Consider the following 16331-nt stretch of genomic DNA (forward strand, 5'->3'; position numbering starts at 1 on the left):
CATGCTGCCTTTCTGGATTGCCTTGCAGTTCCTCAGCAGCCTGCCCGTTCGGCTGCCCGGCATGCCTGAGCCGGCCGAGATGGGCCGGTCGCTGCTGTTCTATCCCGCCGTCGGGGCGCTGTTCGGCCTGTTGCTGATGGGTCTGAACATGCTGCTCGACGGCACTGCGCCGCTGTTGCATGCCGCGCTGCTGCTCAGTGCCTGGGTGCTGCTCAGCGGCGCGTTGCACCTCGACGGGCTGGCAGACAGCGCCGACGCCTGGCTTGGCGGGTTTGGCGACCGCGAGCGCACCTTGAAGATCATGAAGGATCCGCGCAGCGGTCCTGTTGCGGTGGTGACGCTGGTGCTGGTGTTGCTGCTCAAATTCACTGCGATCCTGGCGCTGCTCGATCATCACCTGGCAATCGGTTTGCTGCTCGCGCCGCTGCTGGCACGCACCGCCATGCTGGGGCTTTTTCTCAACACGCCGTACGTCCGCGCGGGCGGCCTGGGGCAGGCACTCGCTGATCACCTGCCGCGTCGAGCGGCGCAGCGGGTTCTGTTGACCAGTGCCGTTGTGTGCCTGTTTCTCGGCGGCGTGGCCGGGCTGTGGACGGTGATTATTTCCGTCGTCTGCTTCTTCTGGCTGCGTCACTTGATGGTACGTCGGCTTGGCGGCACTACCGGTGACACGGCAGGCGCGATGCTCGAATTGCTGGAACTGGCGGTGTTGCTGACCCTGGCATTGCTCTGAGTCCAGACATTCAGCATTGACGGCCAATTGACACGCTCGCCGGGGCACGCGTAGTTTCGCGGGAATAATCGACGCTCACGGGAGCACAACAATAATGACATCGGTCTGGCGTACCAGCGGTTGGATCCTGCTGGGCAGTGCTCTGATACTCGCGTTGTCACTGGGTGTCCGGCATGGCTTCGGCCTGTTTCTGGCGCCGATGAGTGCCGACTTCGGGTGGGGCAGGGAAGTGTTCGCCTTTGCCATCGCGCTGCAGAACCTGTTGTGGGGCCTGGCCCAGCCGTTTGCCGGAGCGCTGGCGGATCGCTATGGCGCGGCCCGAGTCGTGTTCATTGGCGGCCTGCTGTACGCAGTCGGTCTCGCAATGATGAGTCTGGCGGACTCGCCATTGAGCCTGTCGCTGAGCGCCGGCCTGCTGATCGGCATCGGCCTTTCCGGCACCTCGTTCTCGGTCATCCTGGGTGTCGTCGGGCGAGCCTTGCCCGCCGAAAAACGCAGCATGGGAATGGGCATCGCCAGTGCCGCCGGGTCATTCGGTCAGTTCGCCATGCTGCCTGGTTCGCTGGGCCTGATCAGTTGGCTGGGCTGGTCCGGCGCGTTGCTGGTGCTGGCGGTGCTGGTGGCGTTGATCCTGCCGCTGGTCGGCATGCTCAAGGATGTCCCGGCACCCGTCCTCGGCGGCGAGCAGACACTCGGCGAGGCTCTGCGCGAAGCCTGTTCGCACTCTGGATTCTGGTTGCTGGCGCTGGGGTTTTTCGTCTGCGGGTTTCAGGTGGTGTTCATCGGCGTGCACCTGCCGGCCTATCTGGTTGATCAACATCTGCCCGCCAAGGTCGGGACGACCGTGCTGGCGCTGGTTGGTCTGTTCAATATCTTCGGCACCTACACGGCCGGCTGGCTGGGCGGGAAAATGTCCAAGCCGCGCTTGTTGACTGCGCTTTATCTGCTGCGCGCCGTGGTGATCGTGCTGTTTCTCTGGGTGCCGTTGAGCCAGACCACGGCGTATCTGTTCGGCGTGGCGATGGGCTTGTTGTGGCTTTCGACGGTGCCACTGACCAACGGTACCGTGGCGACGCTGTTTGGTGTGCGCAACCTGTCGATGCTCGGTGGTATCGTGTTTCTCTTCCACCAACTGGGCGCTTTTCTCGGCGGCTGGCTGGGCGGCCTCGTGTATGACCACACCGGGAGCTACGACCTCATATGGCAAGTGTCGATCCTGCTCAGCCTGCTGGCGGCGGCCTTGAACTGGCCGGTGCGCGAGCGTCCGGTCGCCCGGCTGCAACCTCAGGCGCGCGTCGCGTGAACCACGCCTGGCCCTGGGTCGCTGCAATCACCACTGGCAGCGCAGTACTTGCCTTGATCTGGTGGGCGTGGCAGCAGGTCGGTCTTGCCGCGTTGCAACTGGGCATGGGTGCCTGCTAGGCATAACCGGTTGCGTGGGCTAGCGTTTGTGCAGAGAACAACATTGCCAGGTACGTTTCGATGAAAGCTCGCTTGACCCTGATCCCGATTCTGCTGCTTGCCCTGAACGGCGTGGCGCTGGCCGCCGACTGTCCGTCCTTGCTGGAAGGTGAGCTGCCCAAACTGCGCGCCAAGGAAACCATCGATCTGTGCAAGCGCTTTGCAGGCAAGCCACTGGTGGTGGTCAACACGGCCAGCTTCTGTGGCTTTGCCCCGCAGTTCAAAGGTCTTGAAGCGCTCAATCAGCGCTACAAGAGCGAAGGGCTTGAGGTGCTCGGCGTACCGTCCAACGATTTCAAGCAGGAGTCGGGCGATGGAGAGGAAACCGCCAAGGTGTGCTACGTGAACTACGGCGTGACATTCACCATGACCGAACCGCAGGTGGTTCGGGGGGACTACGCAACGCATCTGTTCAAGGAACTGGCCGAGCAGAGCAGCCCGCCGCGCTGGAATTTCTATAAGTACGTGGTGAACCGCAAAGGCAAGGTCATCGCCAGCTTTTCCAGCATGACCAAGCCCGACGATCCCGATTTCATCGAAGCCGTCGAAAGGGCGATAGCGTCCGAACCGGAGAAGTCGGAAGAGGAAAAAAAGAAAGAAAAAACCCGCTTCTATTGATGGAAGCGGGTTCGGTCATCAGGCTGGCTCTGCGGCCAGCCCACCTTCAGGTATCAGAAACGATAGGTAATTGAAGTACCGATACCATGTGCGGTGTTGCGGAAGTCAGCGCTGTACGCACCTTTTGTAGCGCTTACATTGCGGATCTTGGCTTCTTCTTCACGCAGATAGGAGTACGCGACGTCGATGGTCATATCGTCGGTCGGGCTCCAGCCAGCGCCAAAGCTGAGGATCTGGCGATCGCCGGTCGGGATGCGTGGCGAACGATTTTCGTTGTTGGCCGGCGACTGGTCCACGGTGAAACCGGTGCGCAGCGTCCATTCCTTGTTGACCTTGTACGAAGCACCGATGGCATGCGCCCAGGTGTCGTGCCAGTTCTGCTCTTCGGCAATCGTGCCAATAGCGCCTGCCGAGCCGCCCAGCGCGGCCGGAACCCCTGCGTTGTTTACGGTGATGTCTTCCAGACGGCTCCAGCGCGTCCAGGTGCTGCCGGCGTAGACGGTCCAGTTTTCGTCCAGCACATGAGTAACGGAGAAATCCACCGATTCAGGCGTGGAGATGTCCAGAGAAGCGTCGAACTTGCGACCACTCAGCGGACCGAAACCCGCGCCTTGGATCTTGGTCTTGCCCTCAAGCTTGTAATCGACCTTGGAGTGATAGGTCAGGCCCAGACGAGTAGCGTCGGTAGCCTGGACCAGAATACCGGCGTTGAAGCCCAGAGCGGTGTCGTCGCCTTCGATCTTCACCTTGCCATCGTTGCTACCGCGTGGTGCGCCATTCGGTACCGCAGAAGTCAGTTCGCCGTCGATCCGGTTGATGGTCGGACCGAAACCGATGGAAATCTTGTCGTTGAAGGCGTAGCTGATGGTCGGCTGAAAGGTCACGACCTGAACGTAGCTCTTGTCGCCCCAGTAACGGCCGGCAAAGCCGCTTTCGTAGTCGGTAACCAGACCGAAAGGTGCGTAGACACCCACGCCGAATGCCCAGTGATCGTCGATCGGCTTGACGTAGTAGCCCATGGGTACGCCGACGAGCGGTACCATATCGCCATCATTGCTGCCGCCAAAAGTACCGCGACCATTGTCGATATCGGTCTTGGCGATGACCGCTGCCGCGCCGAAGCTGATCTCTTCGCGCTTGAGCTTGGACATGCCGGCAGGGTTGCCGAAAACGGTGCTCGCATCATCGGCCGAAGAGGACCGCCCGGCGAAGCCGGTGCCCATGCCGCTGACGCTCTGTTCGTTGAGTGCAAAGCCCGAAGCCAGCACTTGGGAAGATGCCAATCCAATAGCCAGACCGAGGGTGGTCCTGTGCATTACTTTTGTCATTATTTTCATTATTGGAACTCCTTGTGGTCACCGCGCGGAAATTACCAACATTTTCGTTGGCGCGCTATAGGCTGAATGGCCCGATCTAGAGCTATTCTTGTAGGACAATCCAGTCAGTGTGCAGAGAAATTTCCTGATCGTGCTCGCTGGCGGGATGACTCATGCCGGTAAATAAAGAGGGGCGACGCTGGAGTTCCAGACGGTGATGAAGTCTTCGAGGCGACCCTGGGGCTGAAAAACCATTCTCCAGATTCTGGCCATCGCCAGCGGATCGTCCTCGGTGGGCAGCGACGGAGTCTGGGCTTCGATCATCAGCCAGGCGATGGCTGTGGAGTAGCGCAGGTTCACGGTCAGTTCCAGATGCGGTGAACTGAGAAATGCATGTTGACTGGCCAGCCCGCGAACGCGACTTGCCAGGTCCGGATCCAGCGCCAGATAACTGTCCCATAAATGGCGATGAAGCAGTTCCGGAATGCTGTACAGGCCGTGACCCCGCGGGCTGTCGAGCTCGGCTCCCAGCGCTGACTGGCTGGCGGCGATGCCCAGCAGCAACGACTCGGCGCAGGTGCTCTGGCGGTCCAGATAAAGCAGGGTAGGGCGAATGACGTGGCGGCATAATTCGATTGCGGCAATGCCCATGATGACTGTCTACTCGCAAGAAGTGGCCGGTGGGCCCTGCGCACGTCAGTGTTAGTCAGCAGGGCCCGCCGAAAGCGACTAGGATCGCTCAAGTTGAAGTGTAGTCTCATCTATATGTTGTAAAGGGCTGTTATTACATCGATTTCGGTTATGCAGCTTTTTCTATAGATCAGTTGGCGATTAACTGGCGTGAATTCGCACATTCGCGCAGGCGAAAAAAAGCCCCGCAACAAGGCGGGGCTTTCGAAACGGCTCGCGGTCGTCTTCAGGCAACAAGTGCCTGGCGAGTGCGGTCGATCACGGCCTGCAGCGGTTCCGCGCTGGCGTACTGATCGGGGTAAAGGCGTTCGGTGTGACGGGCGATGCCATGTTCGTTGACGACGGTGAAGCTGAAGCAGCCTTTGCGGGCAGCCATGATCAGACAGTTCATGGGCGCAAAAGCGTTGGTGAGGGTGCGGATAGCATCCTGGGTCTGGATTTGAGTAGTCATGTAGGTGTTTCCTGAAACGACACGGAACAATACCGTGCATCAATAATGGTTCCAGTGAACGCGGGCGGGCGTCGAATATCGAGGCCTGTCTGGGCGAAGAACCTGACTGGAACAAGGCAGTCAGTTGAAGCGCGCTTTATCGTATGGCGCTCGGGCTGACAGGTAGGTACTTAGGAGGGCAGGCAGCACAACAGGAGCAAAGGTTCGACGCTCCGGGTGAAGATCCTGATCAATTGCAGGCTGGTTGAGGCAGATCATGATTGCCGTCACTGCACTGTCGCCAACTGCGGCGCATCAATGCGGAGGTTCATGCCTGGAAACCATCGAGGTGGTCGATCCCTTGTTGCCAACATCGCGAACTCATGGAAAGCGTTGTCGGGGGACTTTACGACCGGAATTGACTTTCAGCTTGGTACTAACGGCGGCAATGCTAACGGAAAATAAAATGGATTGAAAGAGGCATGACGAAAAATATTTACAGTCGACCTGCAAGTCGATAGACCAGCACTGTCACGCACGCAACCATCGAACAGCCCAGCAGGTACGCTGCAACGGTGAGTCTGACGGGGCGTTTTTCTTCCATGGCGAGCATGATTTCGCCCACCGAACTTATTCGACCTTCACCCAGTGCGTCGCAGACAATGAGTGTCACGACGATGGCCGAAAGCAGGATGGTGTAGGCGAACACGCCGCCGTCGGGGGCGGGCAGCACGATGCTGGCGGCAATCGCGACGCCGCTTATGCCGATCAGCACCGCAACAAGCTTCAGAATGTCGTTCATTGCTGTCCGGGATGTCCTCTGGCTGACGCGCCAGGTGATAGCGAGGCGCGCAATGATCGCACAGTCTGCCGAACGCTGATATTGCTGATGGCCCGATCACTCGTCGATCTGGATAAGACAGGCGAGCATCACCGTCTTCAAAGCCTGTTGTAAAGCCCTTGAAACAGCGTGTAAACCGCCTGAAAAAGGCTTTTGCACATTAGCGACACAATCTGCCACATCACTGTCACATAGGCTTCTAAGGGTTTGATTTACCGTGGTGAATTATTAAGTCAATGAAAAACATCATTTTTTTTGGCTGGTGAAAAAATCGTCAGTTTGAACGCAGGCCCCATTCCATCTACGTTTGCGAGGGTTAAAGGGGGGTTGTCCACTGAGTTATCCACAGCTTCTGTGGATTGTCCCAACACATTTTGCTGGCACATTCATCGTGATCCCGGCCCGGAAACCGAGTAGAGTAATGACCCCCCGATTTTCCCTCCTGTTCCTCATGCCTGGTTTGAGTCACGCTTGCCGCCAAGACGTTTTTATCGTCCTGTCGAGCGACGCGGTCGTCGGCACTGAACCGGTTGCCCTGGAGTCGTTATGGCCTTTGAACTGAACAGCCTGTTGATCGGCCTTGGCCTCGCCGCGCTGCCACTGCTGGCACTGGTGTGGCATCTGCAACGTCGGCTGGCGGGCGCGCAGGCGCAGGTCGGGCTGCTCGACGAGCGATTGAGCATGGCGCAGATGGCTCAGGACGGCCTCAATGCTCAGCTCGATGCCGGCCGGGACGAGATCAGCGACCTGAGCCAGGCCAATTCGGCACGTCTTGCCGAGCTGGCGGCGGTGCGCCGGGAAGTCGAACTGTTGCGTCAGGAATGCGATAACGGCCGGGACGCGGCGCTGGGCTGGAGCATGGAGCGGGCCAGCAAAGAGGCTGAGCTGCGTCGGCTCGACGCGCAATGTGCCGCCCAGAGCGCAGAGCTGCGCGAACAGCAGGAAAGCCACCAGCAGCGGCTCAACGATCTACAGAGATCGCGAGACGAGTTGCGAGCGCAGTTCGCGGAGCTGGCGGGCAAGATATTCGACGAGCGTGAGCAGCGATTTGCCGAGACCAGTCAGCAGCAGCTCGGCCAGTTGCTCAATCCGCTCAAGGAGCGCATTCAGTCGTTTGAAAAGCGGGTTGAAGAAAGCTACCAGAACGAAGCGCGCGAACGGTTTTCGCTCGCCAGGGAGCTTGAGCGTCTGCAGCAATTGAACCTGCGGTTGAGCGACGAGGCGACGAACCTTACCCGCGCATTGAAGGGCCAGAAAACCCAGGGCAACTGGGGCGAGCTGATTCTTGAGCGCGTGCTGGAACACGCGGGGCTTGAGAAGGGGCGTGAGTACCAGACTCAGGTCAGCCTCAAAGGCCCGGATGGCGAGCGGTTCCAGCCGGACGTGCTGATCATGTTGCCCGGCGACAAGCAGGTGGTGGTGGATGCCAAGGTCAGCCTGACCGCGTATCAGCAATATGTCTCGGCCGATGATGACGTCATCGGTCAGGCCGCGCTCAAACAACATGTGCAATCGTTGCGCAACCATGTCAAAGGCTTGTCGGGCAAGGATTACAAGCGTCTGGAAGGTCTCCACAGCCTGGATTTCGTGCTGCTGTTCGTGCCGATCGAGGCTGCTTTTTCCGCCGCGTTGCAGGCCGAGCCGAATCTGTTCCAGGACGCATTCGACCGCAGCATCGTGATCGTCAGCCCGACCACTTTGCTGGCCACCTTGCGGGTGATCGACAGCCTCTGGAAGCAGGAACGTCAGAGCCAGAACGCTCGGGAGATCGCCGAGCGGGCCGGCTGGCTGTATGACAAGTTCGTGCTGTTCATTCAGGACCTGGACGAAGTCGGCAGTCGCCTGCAGCAACTGGACAAGGCCTACTCGGCCGCACGCAACAAACTGACGGAAGGGCGGGGCAACCTGATCAGCCGCAGCGAACAACTCAAGCTGCTTGGCGCTCGCGCCAGCAAGCAGCTGCCAGCCGACCTGCTGGAGCGTGCAATGACCGATGAAGACGGGCTCATGCGTTTGCCCGACTAGCCGATATCCTGACTGAGCGGCCAGCTATTCGTCCGCCTGTCGCGTGGACTGGCCGTCAGGTTCAGTAGATGTCACATTGCCGCGACAGGAAAATGTTTTCCGTGACCCTCGGCTAAGCTGCAACTTGGTTCTATGATCTCTATATGAGTGATCAGCATCAGTTGGTTGCCGTGTTTTTCCCTCAAGGGGGCTTTTATGAACAGCAAACTGCAAGAATGGCTCCATGACGTCGGCGTTGCCCTGGGCCTGATCGAACGACCCAAGCCCCTGCCCATTCCCGTGCGCACTGATGACGACCGGCGCCGCCCGCGTCGCTGAAGACGTTCGCAACGCCTGTTAGCCAGGCTGCAGGCGAGCATGCGTATCTGACGGGACGCATCAAGCGTCCCTTTCCAGTAACGGCTCTCAGATACCGGGGTTGCCGGCGGTTCGCGATCCTGAACCCGTCTGGCTGTCCGCGCCCGATTCCTGCTGCATCAGCAGAATGAGGTCGACCACCATCGGCAAGGACAGATGCTGGGGTTTGTGTACGGCTCGTTGTTTGATGAATTCCGGAAACTCGAAGCCGAACTCGGTTCCAAGTGTATTGAACAGCTCATCGACATCCTCGTCGTCCAGTACCAGGTCCTGGAATGTGGCATCTTCCCGAATGGCATCCTTGTCGATCAGAATCACGCCCAACGCATCCAGTACCCTTTGTTTGATCTCCTCGCGATTCATTGTGAACCCCTGGTTCAGATCCTGTGGATTCATCAGGGGGTCTACATGGCGCCAGCCCTGTTTATTCAGGCTAGCTCAAAAATAAACGTCAGCTGCGCAAAGCGGCTCGGCGGATGCGAGAATAATCGGCCTGCGTCGGCGACCCCGCGCCGCCCACCTTTCATGAGAAACCTTCGATGTCCCGCCCGCGTTGCGAACGCTGTCTGCGTCCGGTCCCGCACTGCCTGTGCCCGCTGATCCCGCGACTGAACAGCCGCACACGGGTGCTGCTGCTTCAGCATCCGAGCGAGGCCAATCACGCCCTCAACACGGCGCGTCTTGCCGCCCTGGGGCTGGTGAACGCGCAATTGGTGGTGGGCGAGGTGTTCGATAATCTGCAAGAGCTACTTGACCAGCCAGGCTACACCGCGCGCCTGTTGTTCCCAGGTGACGATGCACGACCCCTGGTGGTTGACAGCGCCGGTGCGACCGCGACGCTACTGGTGGTGCCCGACGGTACGTGGCGCAAGGCGCGCAAGTTGCTGCACCTCAATCCGTTGCTGGCGGCGCTGCCGCGAGTGACGCTGAATGACGCTCCCGCATCTCGCTATCGCCTGCGCAAGGCGCCCGCGGCGGACGCGTTGTCCACCCTTGAAGCGGTGGTCCATGCCTTGCGGACGCTGGAAGCTCCGGCATCGTTCGACGCGCTGTTGCGTCCCTTCGATGCGCTGATCGAAGGTCAGATTCAAGCAATGGGCGACGAAACCTACCGGCGCAATCACGACCGTGGCTGACGCCAGGCGCGTTGCGGTTGTCAGCGGCGGCCGAGTTGCTGGGCCTTGTGCAGCCACTGCTGGCGCTGTTCCTCGGTCGACGTCTGCACGGGTGCGAATTCGGTGAGGCGTTTGACCTTGATGCCGCAGAATGCAAGCACGCTGCGGGTCATCTGCCGATGCGCGGGCGCGCCGTACACCCAGCGGAAATAGCGCGGCGAGGTATCCAGCGTGGCCAGCAGTTCGGCGGTTCGGCCTTTGAGCAGTTCATTTGCGGCATGTCTACGCCCGTGAACCTTGAAGGCGAAGCCCGGCATCAGCACCCGGTCCAGAAACCCGCTGAGCAACGCTGGCACGCCGCCCCACCAGACCGGATAGACCAGCACAAGATGCTCGGCCCAGTGGATTTGCCGCTGGGCTTCGAGCAGGTCATGTTCGAGGTTCTGGCTCTGTTCATAGCCGTGGTGCAGCACCGGATCGAATTCCAGCTCGCCCAGTTTCAACGTTCGCACCACATGGCCTTCGCCTCGCGCGCCTTGTGCGTACGCGTCTGCCAATGCGTGACAGAAACTGACGGCCTTGGGCGTGCCATAGACCATCAGGATGCGTTTGCCGCTGCCTTCAAGTGGCGTGGCGCCACTTACGGAATCAGCCATTGCTGCCCGCCTCAAGCATTTTTTCCGGGCGAACCCAGGCGTCGAACTGTTCGTCGGTCAGGTGACCCAGCGCCAGCGCCGCTTCGCGCAGCGTCAGGCCTTCGGTATAGGCCTTCTTGGCGATCTGCGCAGCCTTGTCGTAGCCGATGTGCGGGTTGAGCGCGGTCACCAGCATCAAGCCGCGCTCCAGATGCTCGGCCATCTTCTCGGCATCGGGCTCCATGCCGGCAACGCAATGTTCGTTGAAGTTACGGCAGCCGTCGGCCAGCAGCCGGATCGATTGCAGAATGTTATGGATGATTACCGGCTTGTACACGTTCAGCTGCAGATGACCCTGACTGGCGGCGAAACCGACGGTCACGTCGTTGCCCAGCACCTGGCAGGCCAGCATCGACAGGGCTTCGCACTGGGTCGGGTTGACCTTGCCGGGCATGATCGAACTGCCAGGTTCGTTGGCGGGCAGACGGACTTCCGCCAGCCCGGCTCGTGGTCCCGAACCCAGCAAGCGCAGGTCGTTGGCAATTTTCATCAGCGCCACGGCCAGCGTCTTGAGCGCACCGGACAGCGCGGTCAGCGGCTCATGCCCGGCCAGTGCGGCGAATTTGTTGGGCGCTGTCACGAACGGCAGGCCGGACAACGCGGCCAGTTCCGCGGCAATTGCCTCGGCGAAGCCATTGGGCGAGTTCAGACCGGTACCCACCGCGGTGCCACCCTGGGCGAGTTCAAACACTGCGGGAAGGGCCGCGCGGATCGCCTTTTCGGCATAATCCAGCTGCGCGACAAACCCCGAGAGCTCCTGGCCGAAGGTGATTGGCGTGGCATCCATCATGTGGGTGCGGCCAGTCTTGACCAGTTGCATGTGGCGCGCCGACTGCTCGGCCAGCCCGTTGGACAGCTCGGCAATCGCCGGCAGCAGTTGCTCCTTGACCGCCTGCGCCGTGGCGATATGCATGGCGGTAGGGAAGCAGTCGTTGGAACTCTGCGAGCGATTGACATGGTCGTTGGGATGCACCGGTGTCTTGCCGCCGCGCCCTTGGCCGGCCAGCTCGTTGGCCCGCCCGGCAATCACTTCGTTGACGTTCATGTTGCTCTGGGTGCCGCTGCCGGTCTGCCAGACGACCAGCGGAAACTGTGTGTCGTGCTGACCATCCAGGACTTCGTCAGCCGCCTGTTCAATCAGGCGCGCGACGTCTGCCGGCAGGTCGCCGTTACGGTTATTGACCCTGGCAGCCGCTTTCTTGATGAGCGTCAGGGCATGCAGAACCGGCAGCGGCATATGCTGGTCGCCGATTGCGAAGTTGATCAGTGAGCGCTGGGTCTGGGCACCCCAATACGCGTCTTCCGGGACTTCGATTGGGCCAATGCTGTCGGTTTCTGTGCGAGTCACTGTACTTACTCCTTTAAGGTCATTGCGTGGGGCAGAGAAAGTTTAGGTGCCCTTGGTCGGGCAGGGTTCCCGCCGATTGGTTTTTAACCGCTGGGCGACCGGGGGGTTGAGCCTGTGGCAATCATGGGCGCAGAATGGTCGGCCCAGAGGTAATGCCTCGCCAGCTAGATAAGGAAACTCGATGACCCGTCTTCGTGCCATCTGTACAGCGGTCGCACTGGTTTGCGCCAGTGGTCAGGTTCTTGCCGACACCGCCAGTCACAATGCGAGTGCCGAAACCTTCCTCAAGCTTGCCAATGCCGACCGGCTGGGCGCTCCAGTCTACGCGCAAGTCCAGCAGATGTTCGCTCAGCGTTTCGCTGAAACCAAGGCGCCTGCTTCGAAGAAGGCGTTGCTGGAAACCTATCAGGCCAAGGCCAACACCGCGCTCGACCAAGCCATTGGCTGGAACAAGCTCAAGCCGGACATGGTCAAGCTCTACACCGCCAACTTTACTGAAAGCGAGTTGAAAGATCTGGTCGTGTTCTACCAGTCTCCACTGGGCAAGAAAGTCATGACTAAAATGCCCGAACTGGCTCAACAGTCGGCCCAGCTGACCCAGGGCAAACTGGAAAGCGCCGTTCCGGTCGTCAACAAGCTGCTGGCCGATATGACTGCCGAGCTTGAACCTGGCAAGCCTGCCGCCGCGGCGCCAGCCAAAAAGCCTTGATACAAGAAGCCTTGATATGAGCATGCAACAACGAATCGAGTCGGCGCTTGCGCTGCTTCAGCCTGAACATCTGGAAGTGCTCGATGAGAGCCACATGCACAGCCGTGGCGAGCAGACGCACTACAAGGCCATCCTTGTCAGCGCGCAGTTCGAAGGGCTCAACTCGGTCAAGCGCCACCAGAAGGTCTACGGCATTCTGGGCGGTCTGATGGGTGAGTTCCACGCGCTGGCTCTTCACACCTACACCCCTGAGGAATGGGCCAGAACCGGCGCGGCGCCTGCCTCGCCGACCTGCGCGGGCGGCCACTGAGGCCTGCCTTCGCCCTGGCACAAGCCTGCGCTCCGGCCTGTGCCAGGGCGCCATGTCTTTCGATTGATCCAGATCAGCATCCGGCACTGCGTCCGCACTGCCTGCAAGACTCCGGTTTTTGCTAGAATCCGCACCGCGCCGCCTGGCCGGTGCGTTTTTCATCAAGAATTTTTAGTCCGGTAGGCCCTTTGCGAGGGTCGCCACCTGGAGAGATACATGACTCAAACGTCGATGACTCAGCCGATCGTCGTGGCTGCGCTATACAAGTTCGTCACCCTCAGCGATTACGTGGAACTGCGTGAACCGCTGTTGCAGGCCATGATCGCCAACGGCATCAAGGGCACTCTGCTGATCGCCGAAGAAGGCATCAACGGGACCGTTTCGGGCAGCCGCGAAGGCATCGACGGGCTATTGGCCTGGCTGCGCAACGATCCGCGAATGATCGACATCGATCACAAGGAATCGTATTGCGACGAGCAGCCGTTCTACCGCACCAAGGTCAAGCTCAAGAAAGAGATCGTTACCCTGGGCGTCGACGGCGTGGACCCGAACAAGAACGTCGGCACCTACATCGAGCCCAAGGACTGGAACGACCTGATCGCTGATCCGGAAGTCCTGTTGATCGACACCCGTAACGATTACGAAGTGTCCATCGGCACCTTCGAAGGCGCCATCGATCCCAAGACCACGAGCTTTCGCGAATTCCCCGAGTACATCAAGAGCCACTTCGACCCTGCCGTACACAAGAAGGTCGCGATGTTCTGCACCGGCGGCATCCGTTGTGAGAAAGCCTCAAGCTACATGCTGGGCGAGGGCTTCGAAGAGGTCTATCACCTCAAGGGCGGCATTCTCAAATACCTGGAAGAAGTGCCTCAGGAACAAAGCCGCTGGAAGGGCGAATGCTTTGTTTTCGATAACCGCGTTACCGTGCGCCACGACCTGACCGAAGGCGACTACGATCAATGTCATGCCTGTCGCACCCCGATCAGCGCCGACGACCGCGCCAGCGAACACTACACGCCTGGCATCAGTTGCCCGCACTGCTGGGATTCGCTGAGCGAGAAGACTCGCCGCAGCGCCATCGACCGGCAGAAGCAGATCGAACTGGCCAAGGCCCGCAATCAGCCGCACCCGATCGGTCGTAACTACCGTCTGCCGTCCGAGGCCTGAGCCATGTCATCCCGCCTGATCTATGTAATGGACCCGATGTGCTCGTGGTGCTGGGGCTTTGCGCCGGTCGCCGACGCGCTGGTTCAACAGGCTCGGGCGGTTGACGTTCGGTTGCATCTGGTAATGGGCGGGCTGCGCTCCGGTAGCGCGGCGCTGGAGCCGGCCACACGCGGCTACATACTCGATCACTGGCAGGCGGTCGAAGAGGCCACCGGTCAGCCGTTTCGTTTTGACGGCGCGTTGCCCAACGGTTTCGTCTACGACACCACGCCTGCCTGTCTGGCGGTGGCCTGCGCGCGGCATCTGGACCCCGATTGCGCATGGGAGTTGGTGAAGCTGATTCAGCGCGGCTTCTATTGCGACGGTCTGGACGTCACATGCCCTGCGGTGCTGGCGGAACTGGCCGTGCAGGTCGGCCTGAACCGCGCCGAGTTTGCCCGGGCGTTCGAGAGCACCGAGCAGCAAGCGGCGACCGCCGCCGATTTCAGCTGGGCACGGGGTCTGGGAATTGCCGGCTTTCCCACCTTGCTGGCCGAGCGGAACGGGCAGCTGGCGCTGCTGACCAACGGCTACCAGCCCCTGAGTGCGCTTTCACCGCTGCTCGGCCGCTGGCTGGAGCGCGGCGCCAGTGCGTAATGAAGCCAACGGTGCCCGGCAGTCATCACCCCGAGCGCGCGCCGACGCTCTGAGCTGGGCTGAAATCCGCAGGCTTGCATTGCGCCACAAGAAGTCGCTGTGGATCGCCAATGGCGTGGCGGTACTGGCGACCTTCTGCAGCGTTCCCATCCCGTTGCTGCTGCCGCTTCTGGTCGACGAAGTACTGCTGGGTCGTGGCGATGCGGCGCTCAGGATCATGAACAATTTCCTGCCGGGCGCCTGGCAGCAGGCGGCAGGCTATATCGGCCTGATGCTGTTCCTGACCCTGGTGCTGCGCGCCGCGGCGCTGCTGTTCAACGTCTTGCAGGCGCGGTTGTTCGCGCGACTGGCCAAGGACATCGTCTACCGGATCCGTCTGCGTCTGATCGAGCGTCTGAAACGGATTTCTCTGGGCGAATACGAAAGCCTGGGCAGCGGAATGGTCACGACCCACCTGGTCACTGATCTGGAGACGCTGGACAAGTTCGTCGGGGAAACCCTCAGCCGCTTTCTGGTCGCCACCCTGACCATCGCCGGTACGGCAGGGGTGCTGATGTGGATGCACTGGAAGCTCGCGCTGCTAATCATGCTCTTCAACCCGCTGGTGATCTTTGCCACCGTGAAGCTCGGCAAGCGGGTCAAGCACCTCAAGAAGCTTGAGAACGACAGCACGTCGCGTTTCACGCAGGCGCTGAGTGAAACACTGGAGGCCATCCAGGAAGTACGGGCGAGCAATCGCCAGGGTTATTTCCTGGGCAGACTCGGGTTGCGGGCCCGTGAAGTGCGGGACTACTCCGTCAACTCGCAGTGGAAAAGCGACGCCTCGGGACGCGCCAGCGGATTGCTCTTTCAGTTCGGCATCGACATTTTTCGCGCGGCGGCCATGCTCACCGTGTTGTTCTCGGACCTCAGCATCGGTCAGATGCTGGCTGTGTTCAGTTACCTCTGGTTCATGATGGCGCCGGTGGAAACCCTGCTTAATCTGCAATACGCCTATTACGCGGCCGGCGGTGCACTCACGCGCATCAACGAATTGCTGGCCCGCGACGACGAGCCGCAATACCCCGGGACGGTCGATCCGTTCCAGGGCCGGGACACGGTCGGCATCGAGGTGCGAGGTCTGACCTTCGGCTACGGCGAGGATCTGGTGCTCGATCAGTTGAATCTGTCCATCGCGCCGGGCGAAAAAGTGGCCATCGTTGGTGCGAGCGGCGGCGGCAAAAGTACGCTGGTGCAGCTGTTGCTGGGGCTGTACACCGCCCGCACCGGTGTCATCCGTTTTGGCGGTGCCAGCTTGCAGGACATCGGTCTTGAGCGGGTGCGCGAGCATGTTGCGGTGGTGCTGCAGCATCCCGCGCTGTTCAACGACAGCGTGCGGGCCAACCTCACCATGGGCCGTGACTGCAGCGATGAAGCCTGCTGGGCCGCTCTGGAAGTTGCCCAGCTCGAACAGACCATTCGCGAGCTGCCTGATGGGCTGGACAGCGTCGTCGGGCGTTCCGGTGTGCGGTTGTCGGGTGGGCAGCGTCAGCGGCTCGCTATCGCGCGCATGGTCCTGGCCGATCCAAAGGTAGTGATTCTCGACGAGGCAACTTCGGCGCTCGACGCCGCCACCGAGTACAACCTGCATCAGGCGCTGGCTCGATTCCTGCGCAGCCGGACCACCCTGATCATTGCCCATCGCCTGTCCGCGGTTAAGCAGGCTGATCGGGTGCTGGTCTTCGACGGCGGAAGCATCGCCGAAGACGGCGACCATCAGCAGTTGATCGCCGAAGGTGGCCTGTACGCCAAACTGTACGGGCATTTGCAGCAGATCTGAACGGCGTTGCACGCCCTGTTCGCGGGCGTTTGTATCAAATACGAGAAAATCACCCGCC

Annotated in this window: 19 protein-coding genes; 12 read left to right on the top strand and 7 right to left on the bottom strand. The window is 60.5% G+C overall.

The genetic code is table 11. The features are described 5' to 3' along the window. The first annotated feature begins 1 nt into the window (after nucleotide 1). The 4 genes from J3P77_RS06175 (at nucleotide 2) to J3P77_RS06190 (ending at nucleotide 2812) form a co-directional block, all read left to right on the top strand. Nucleotides 2-733, top strand: coding sequence for an adenosylcobinamide-GDP ribazoletransferase (locus tag J3P77_RS06175; protein WP_434680386.1), 732 nt, complete (start codon nucleotides 2-4; stop codon nucleotides 731-733). Nucleotides 734-827: 94 nt separating this feature from the next. Next, on the top strand, nucleotides 828-2036 hold the full coding sequence (locus J3P77_RS06180) for an MFS transporter (protein ID WP_434680388.1): 1209 nt from the start codon (nucleotides 828-830) through the stop codon (nucleotides 2034-2036). Then, nucleotides 2033-2155, top strand: coding sequence for a hypothetical protein (locus J3P77_RS06185; protein ID WP_434680390.1), 123 nt, complete (start codon nucleotides 2033-2035; stop codon nucleotides 2153-2155). The genes J3P77_RS06180 and J3P77_RS06185 overlap by 4 nt, the downstream gene beginning before the upstream one ends. 60 nt (nucleotides 2156-2215) lie before the next feature. Then, nucleotides 2216-2812 (top strand): glutathione peroxidase, encoded by a 597-nt coding sequence (locus J3P77_RS06190; RefSeq protein ID WP_434680392.1) that lies wholly within the window; start codon nucleotides 2216-2218, stop codon nucleotides 2810-2812. A 53-nt stretch (nucleotides 2813-2865) separates the two neighbouring features. Here J3P77_RS06190 and J3P77_RS06195 read toward each other — a convergent pair whose 3' ends face one another. From J3P77_RS06195 to J3P77_RS06210, 4 genes are all read right to left on the bottom strand, one after another. Beyond that, entirely contained in the window at nucleotides 2866-4140 is a 1275-nt protein-coding gene (locus tag J3P77_RS06195) for an OmpP1/FadL family transporter (protein ID WP_434681906.1), read from the bottom strand. Nucleotides 4141-4299: 159 nt separating this feature from the next. After that, on the bottom strand, nucleotides 4300-4779 hold the full coding sequence (locus J3P77_RS06200) for a hypothetical protein (RefSeq protein WP_434680394.1): 480 nt from the start codon (nucleotides 4777-4779) through the stop codon (nucleotides 4300-4302). 265 nt (nucleotides 4780-5044) lie between these two features. Then, the gene (locus tag J3P77_RS06205) at nucleotides 5045-5269 is read right to left on the bottom strand and encodes a hypothetical protein (RefSeq protein WP_434680396.1); all 225 of its coding nucleotides are present in this window, start codon (nucleotides 5267-5269) and stop codon (nucleotides 5045-5047) included. 475 nt (nucleotides 5270-5744) lie between these two features. Next, nucleotides 5745-6050 (bottom strand): hypothetical protein, encoded by a 306-nt coding sequence (locus J3P77_RS06210; protein ID WP_434680398.1) that lies wholly within the window; start codon nucleotides 6048-6050, stop codon nucleotides 5745-5747. A 699-nt stretch (nucleotides 6051-6749) separates the two neighbouring features. Between J3P77_RS06210 and rmuC the strand changes: the two genes are divergently transcribed. Both rmuC and J3P77_RS06220 read left to right on the top strand, forming a co-directional pair. Then, on the top strand, nucleotides 6750-8114 hold the full coding sequence (rmuC, locus tag J3P77_RS06215; RefSeq protein WP_434681908.1) for a DNA recombination protein RmuC: 1365 nt from the start codon (nucleotides 6750-6752) through the stop codon (nucleotides 8112-8114). 195 nt (nucleotides 8115-8309) lie between these two features. After that, nucleotides 8310-8432, top strand: coding sequence for a PA1414 family protein (locus J3P77_RS06220; protein ID WP_434680400.1), 123 nt, complete (start codon nucleotides 8310-8312; stop codon nucleotides 8430-8432). A gap of 87 nt (nucleotides 8433-8519) precedes the next feature. Here the strand turns inward: J3P77_RS06220 and J3P77_RS06225 are convergent, their stop codons facing one another. Then, a complete protein-coding gene (locus J3P77_RS06225; protein ID WP_434680402.1) occupies nucleotides 8520-8834 on the bottom strand; it encodes a hypothetical protein in 315 nt (104 codons plus the stop codon). A gap of 176 nt (nucleotides 8835-9010) precedes the next feature. On the opposite strand from J3P77_RS06225, the gene J3P77_RS06230 reads away from it, so the two are divergent. Next, nucleotides 9011-9607 carry a tRNA-uridine aminocarboxypropyltransferase gene (locus tag J3P77_RS06230; protein WP_434680404.1) on the top strand — a complete coding sequence of 199 codons (597 nt, stop codon included), beginning with the start codon at nucleotides 9011-9013 and terminating at the stop codon, nucleotides 9605-9607. Nucleotides 9608-9627: 20 nt separating this feature from the next. Here the strand turns inward: J3P77_RS06230 and J3P77_RS06235 are convergent, their stop codons facing one another. Further along, nucleotides 9628-10242, bottom strand: a complete 615-nt coding sequence (locus tag J3P77_RS06235; RefSeq protein ID WP_434680406.1) for an NAD(P)H-dependent oxidoreductase — start codon at nucleotides 10240-10242, stop codon at nucleotides 9628-9630. Further along, a complete protein-coding gene (locus J3P77_RS06240) occupies nucleotides 10235-11629 on the bottom strand; it encodes a class II fumarate hydratase (protein ID WP_434680408.1) in 1395 nt (464 codons plus the stop codon). Before J3P77_RS06240 ends, J3P77_RS06235 begins: the two co-directional genes overlap by 8 nt. A 181-nt stretch (nucleotides 11630-11810) precedes the next feature. Between J3P77_RS06240 and J3P77_RS06245 the strand changes: the two genes are divergently transcribed. The 5 genes from J3P77_RS06245 (at nucleotide 11811) to J3P77_RS06265 (ending at nucleotide 16273) form a co-directional block, all read left to right on the top strand. Next, on the top strand, nucleotides 11811-12338 hold the full coding sequence (locus J3P77_RS06245; protein WP_434680410.1) for a DUF2059 domain-containing protein: 528 nt from the start codon (nucleotides 11811-11813) through the stop codon (nucleotides 12336-12338). A gap of 16 nt (nucleotides 12339-12354) precedes the next feature. Further along, on the top strand, nucleotides 12355-12648 hold the full coding sequence (locus tag J3P77_RS06250) for a BolA family protein (RefSeq protein ID WP_434680412.1): 294 nt from the start codon (nucleotides 12355-12357) through the stop codon (nucleotides 12646-12648). A gap of 216 nt (nucleotides 12649-12864) precedes the next feature. After that, nucleotides 12865-13818, top strand: coding sequence for a rhodanese-related sulfurtransferase (locus J3P77_RS06255; protein WP_434680414.1), 954 nt, complete (start codon nucleotides 12865-12867; stop codon nucleotides 13816-13818). A 3-nt stretch (nucleotides 13819-13821) separates the two neighbouring features. Continuing rightward, nucleotides 13822-14454 carry a DsbA family protein gene (locus tag J3P77_RS06260; RefSeq protein ID WP_434680416.1) on the top strand — a complete coding sequence of 211 codons (633 nt, stop codon included), beginning with the start codon at nucleotides 13822-13824 and terminating at the stop codon, nucleotides 14452-14454. After that, a complete protein-coding gene (locus tag J3P77_RS06265; RefSeq protein ID WP_434680418.1) occupies nucleotides 14447-16273 on the top strand; it encodes an ABC transporter ATP-binding protein in 1827 nt (608 codons plus the stop codon). Before J3P77_RS06260 ends, J3P77_RS06265 begins: the two co-directional genes overlap by 8 nt. Nucleotides 16274-16331 lie beyond the last annotated feature (58 nt).

The organism is Pseudomonas sp. R1-18 (assembly GCF_051132095.1).
Taxonomy (GTDB): Bacteria; Pseudomonadota; Gammaproteobacteria; order Pseudomonadales; family Pseudomonadaceae; genus Aquipseudomonas.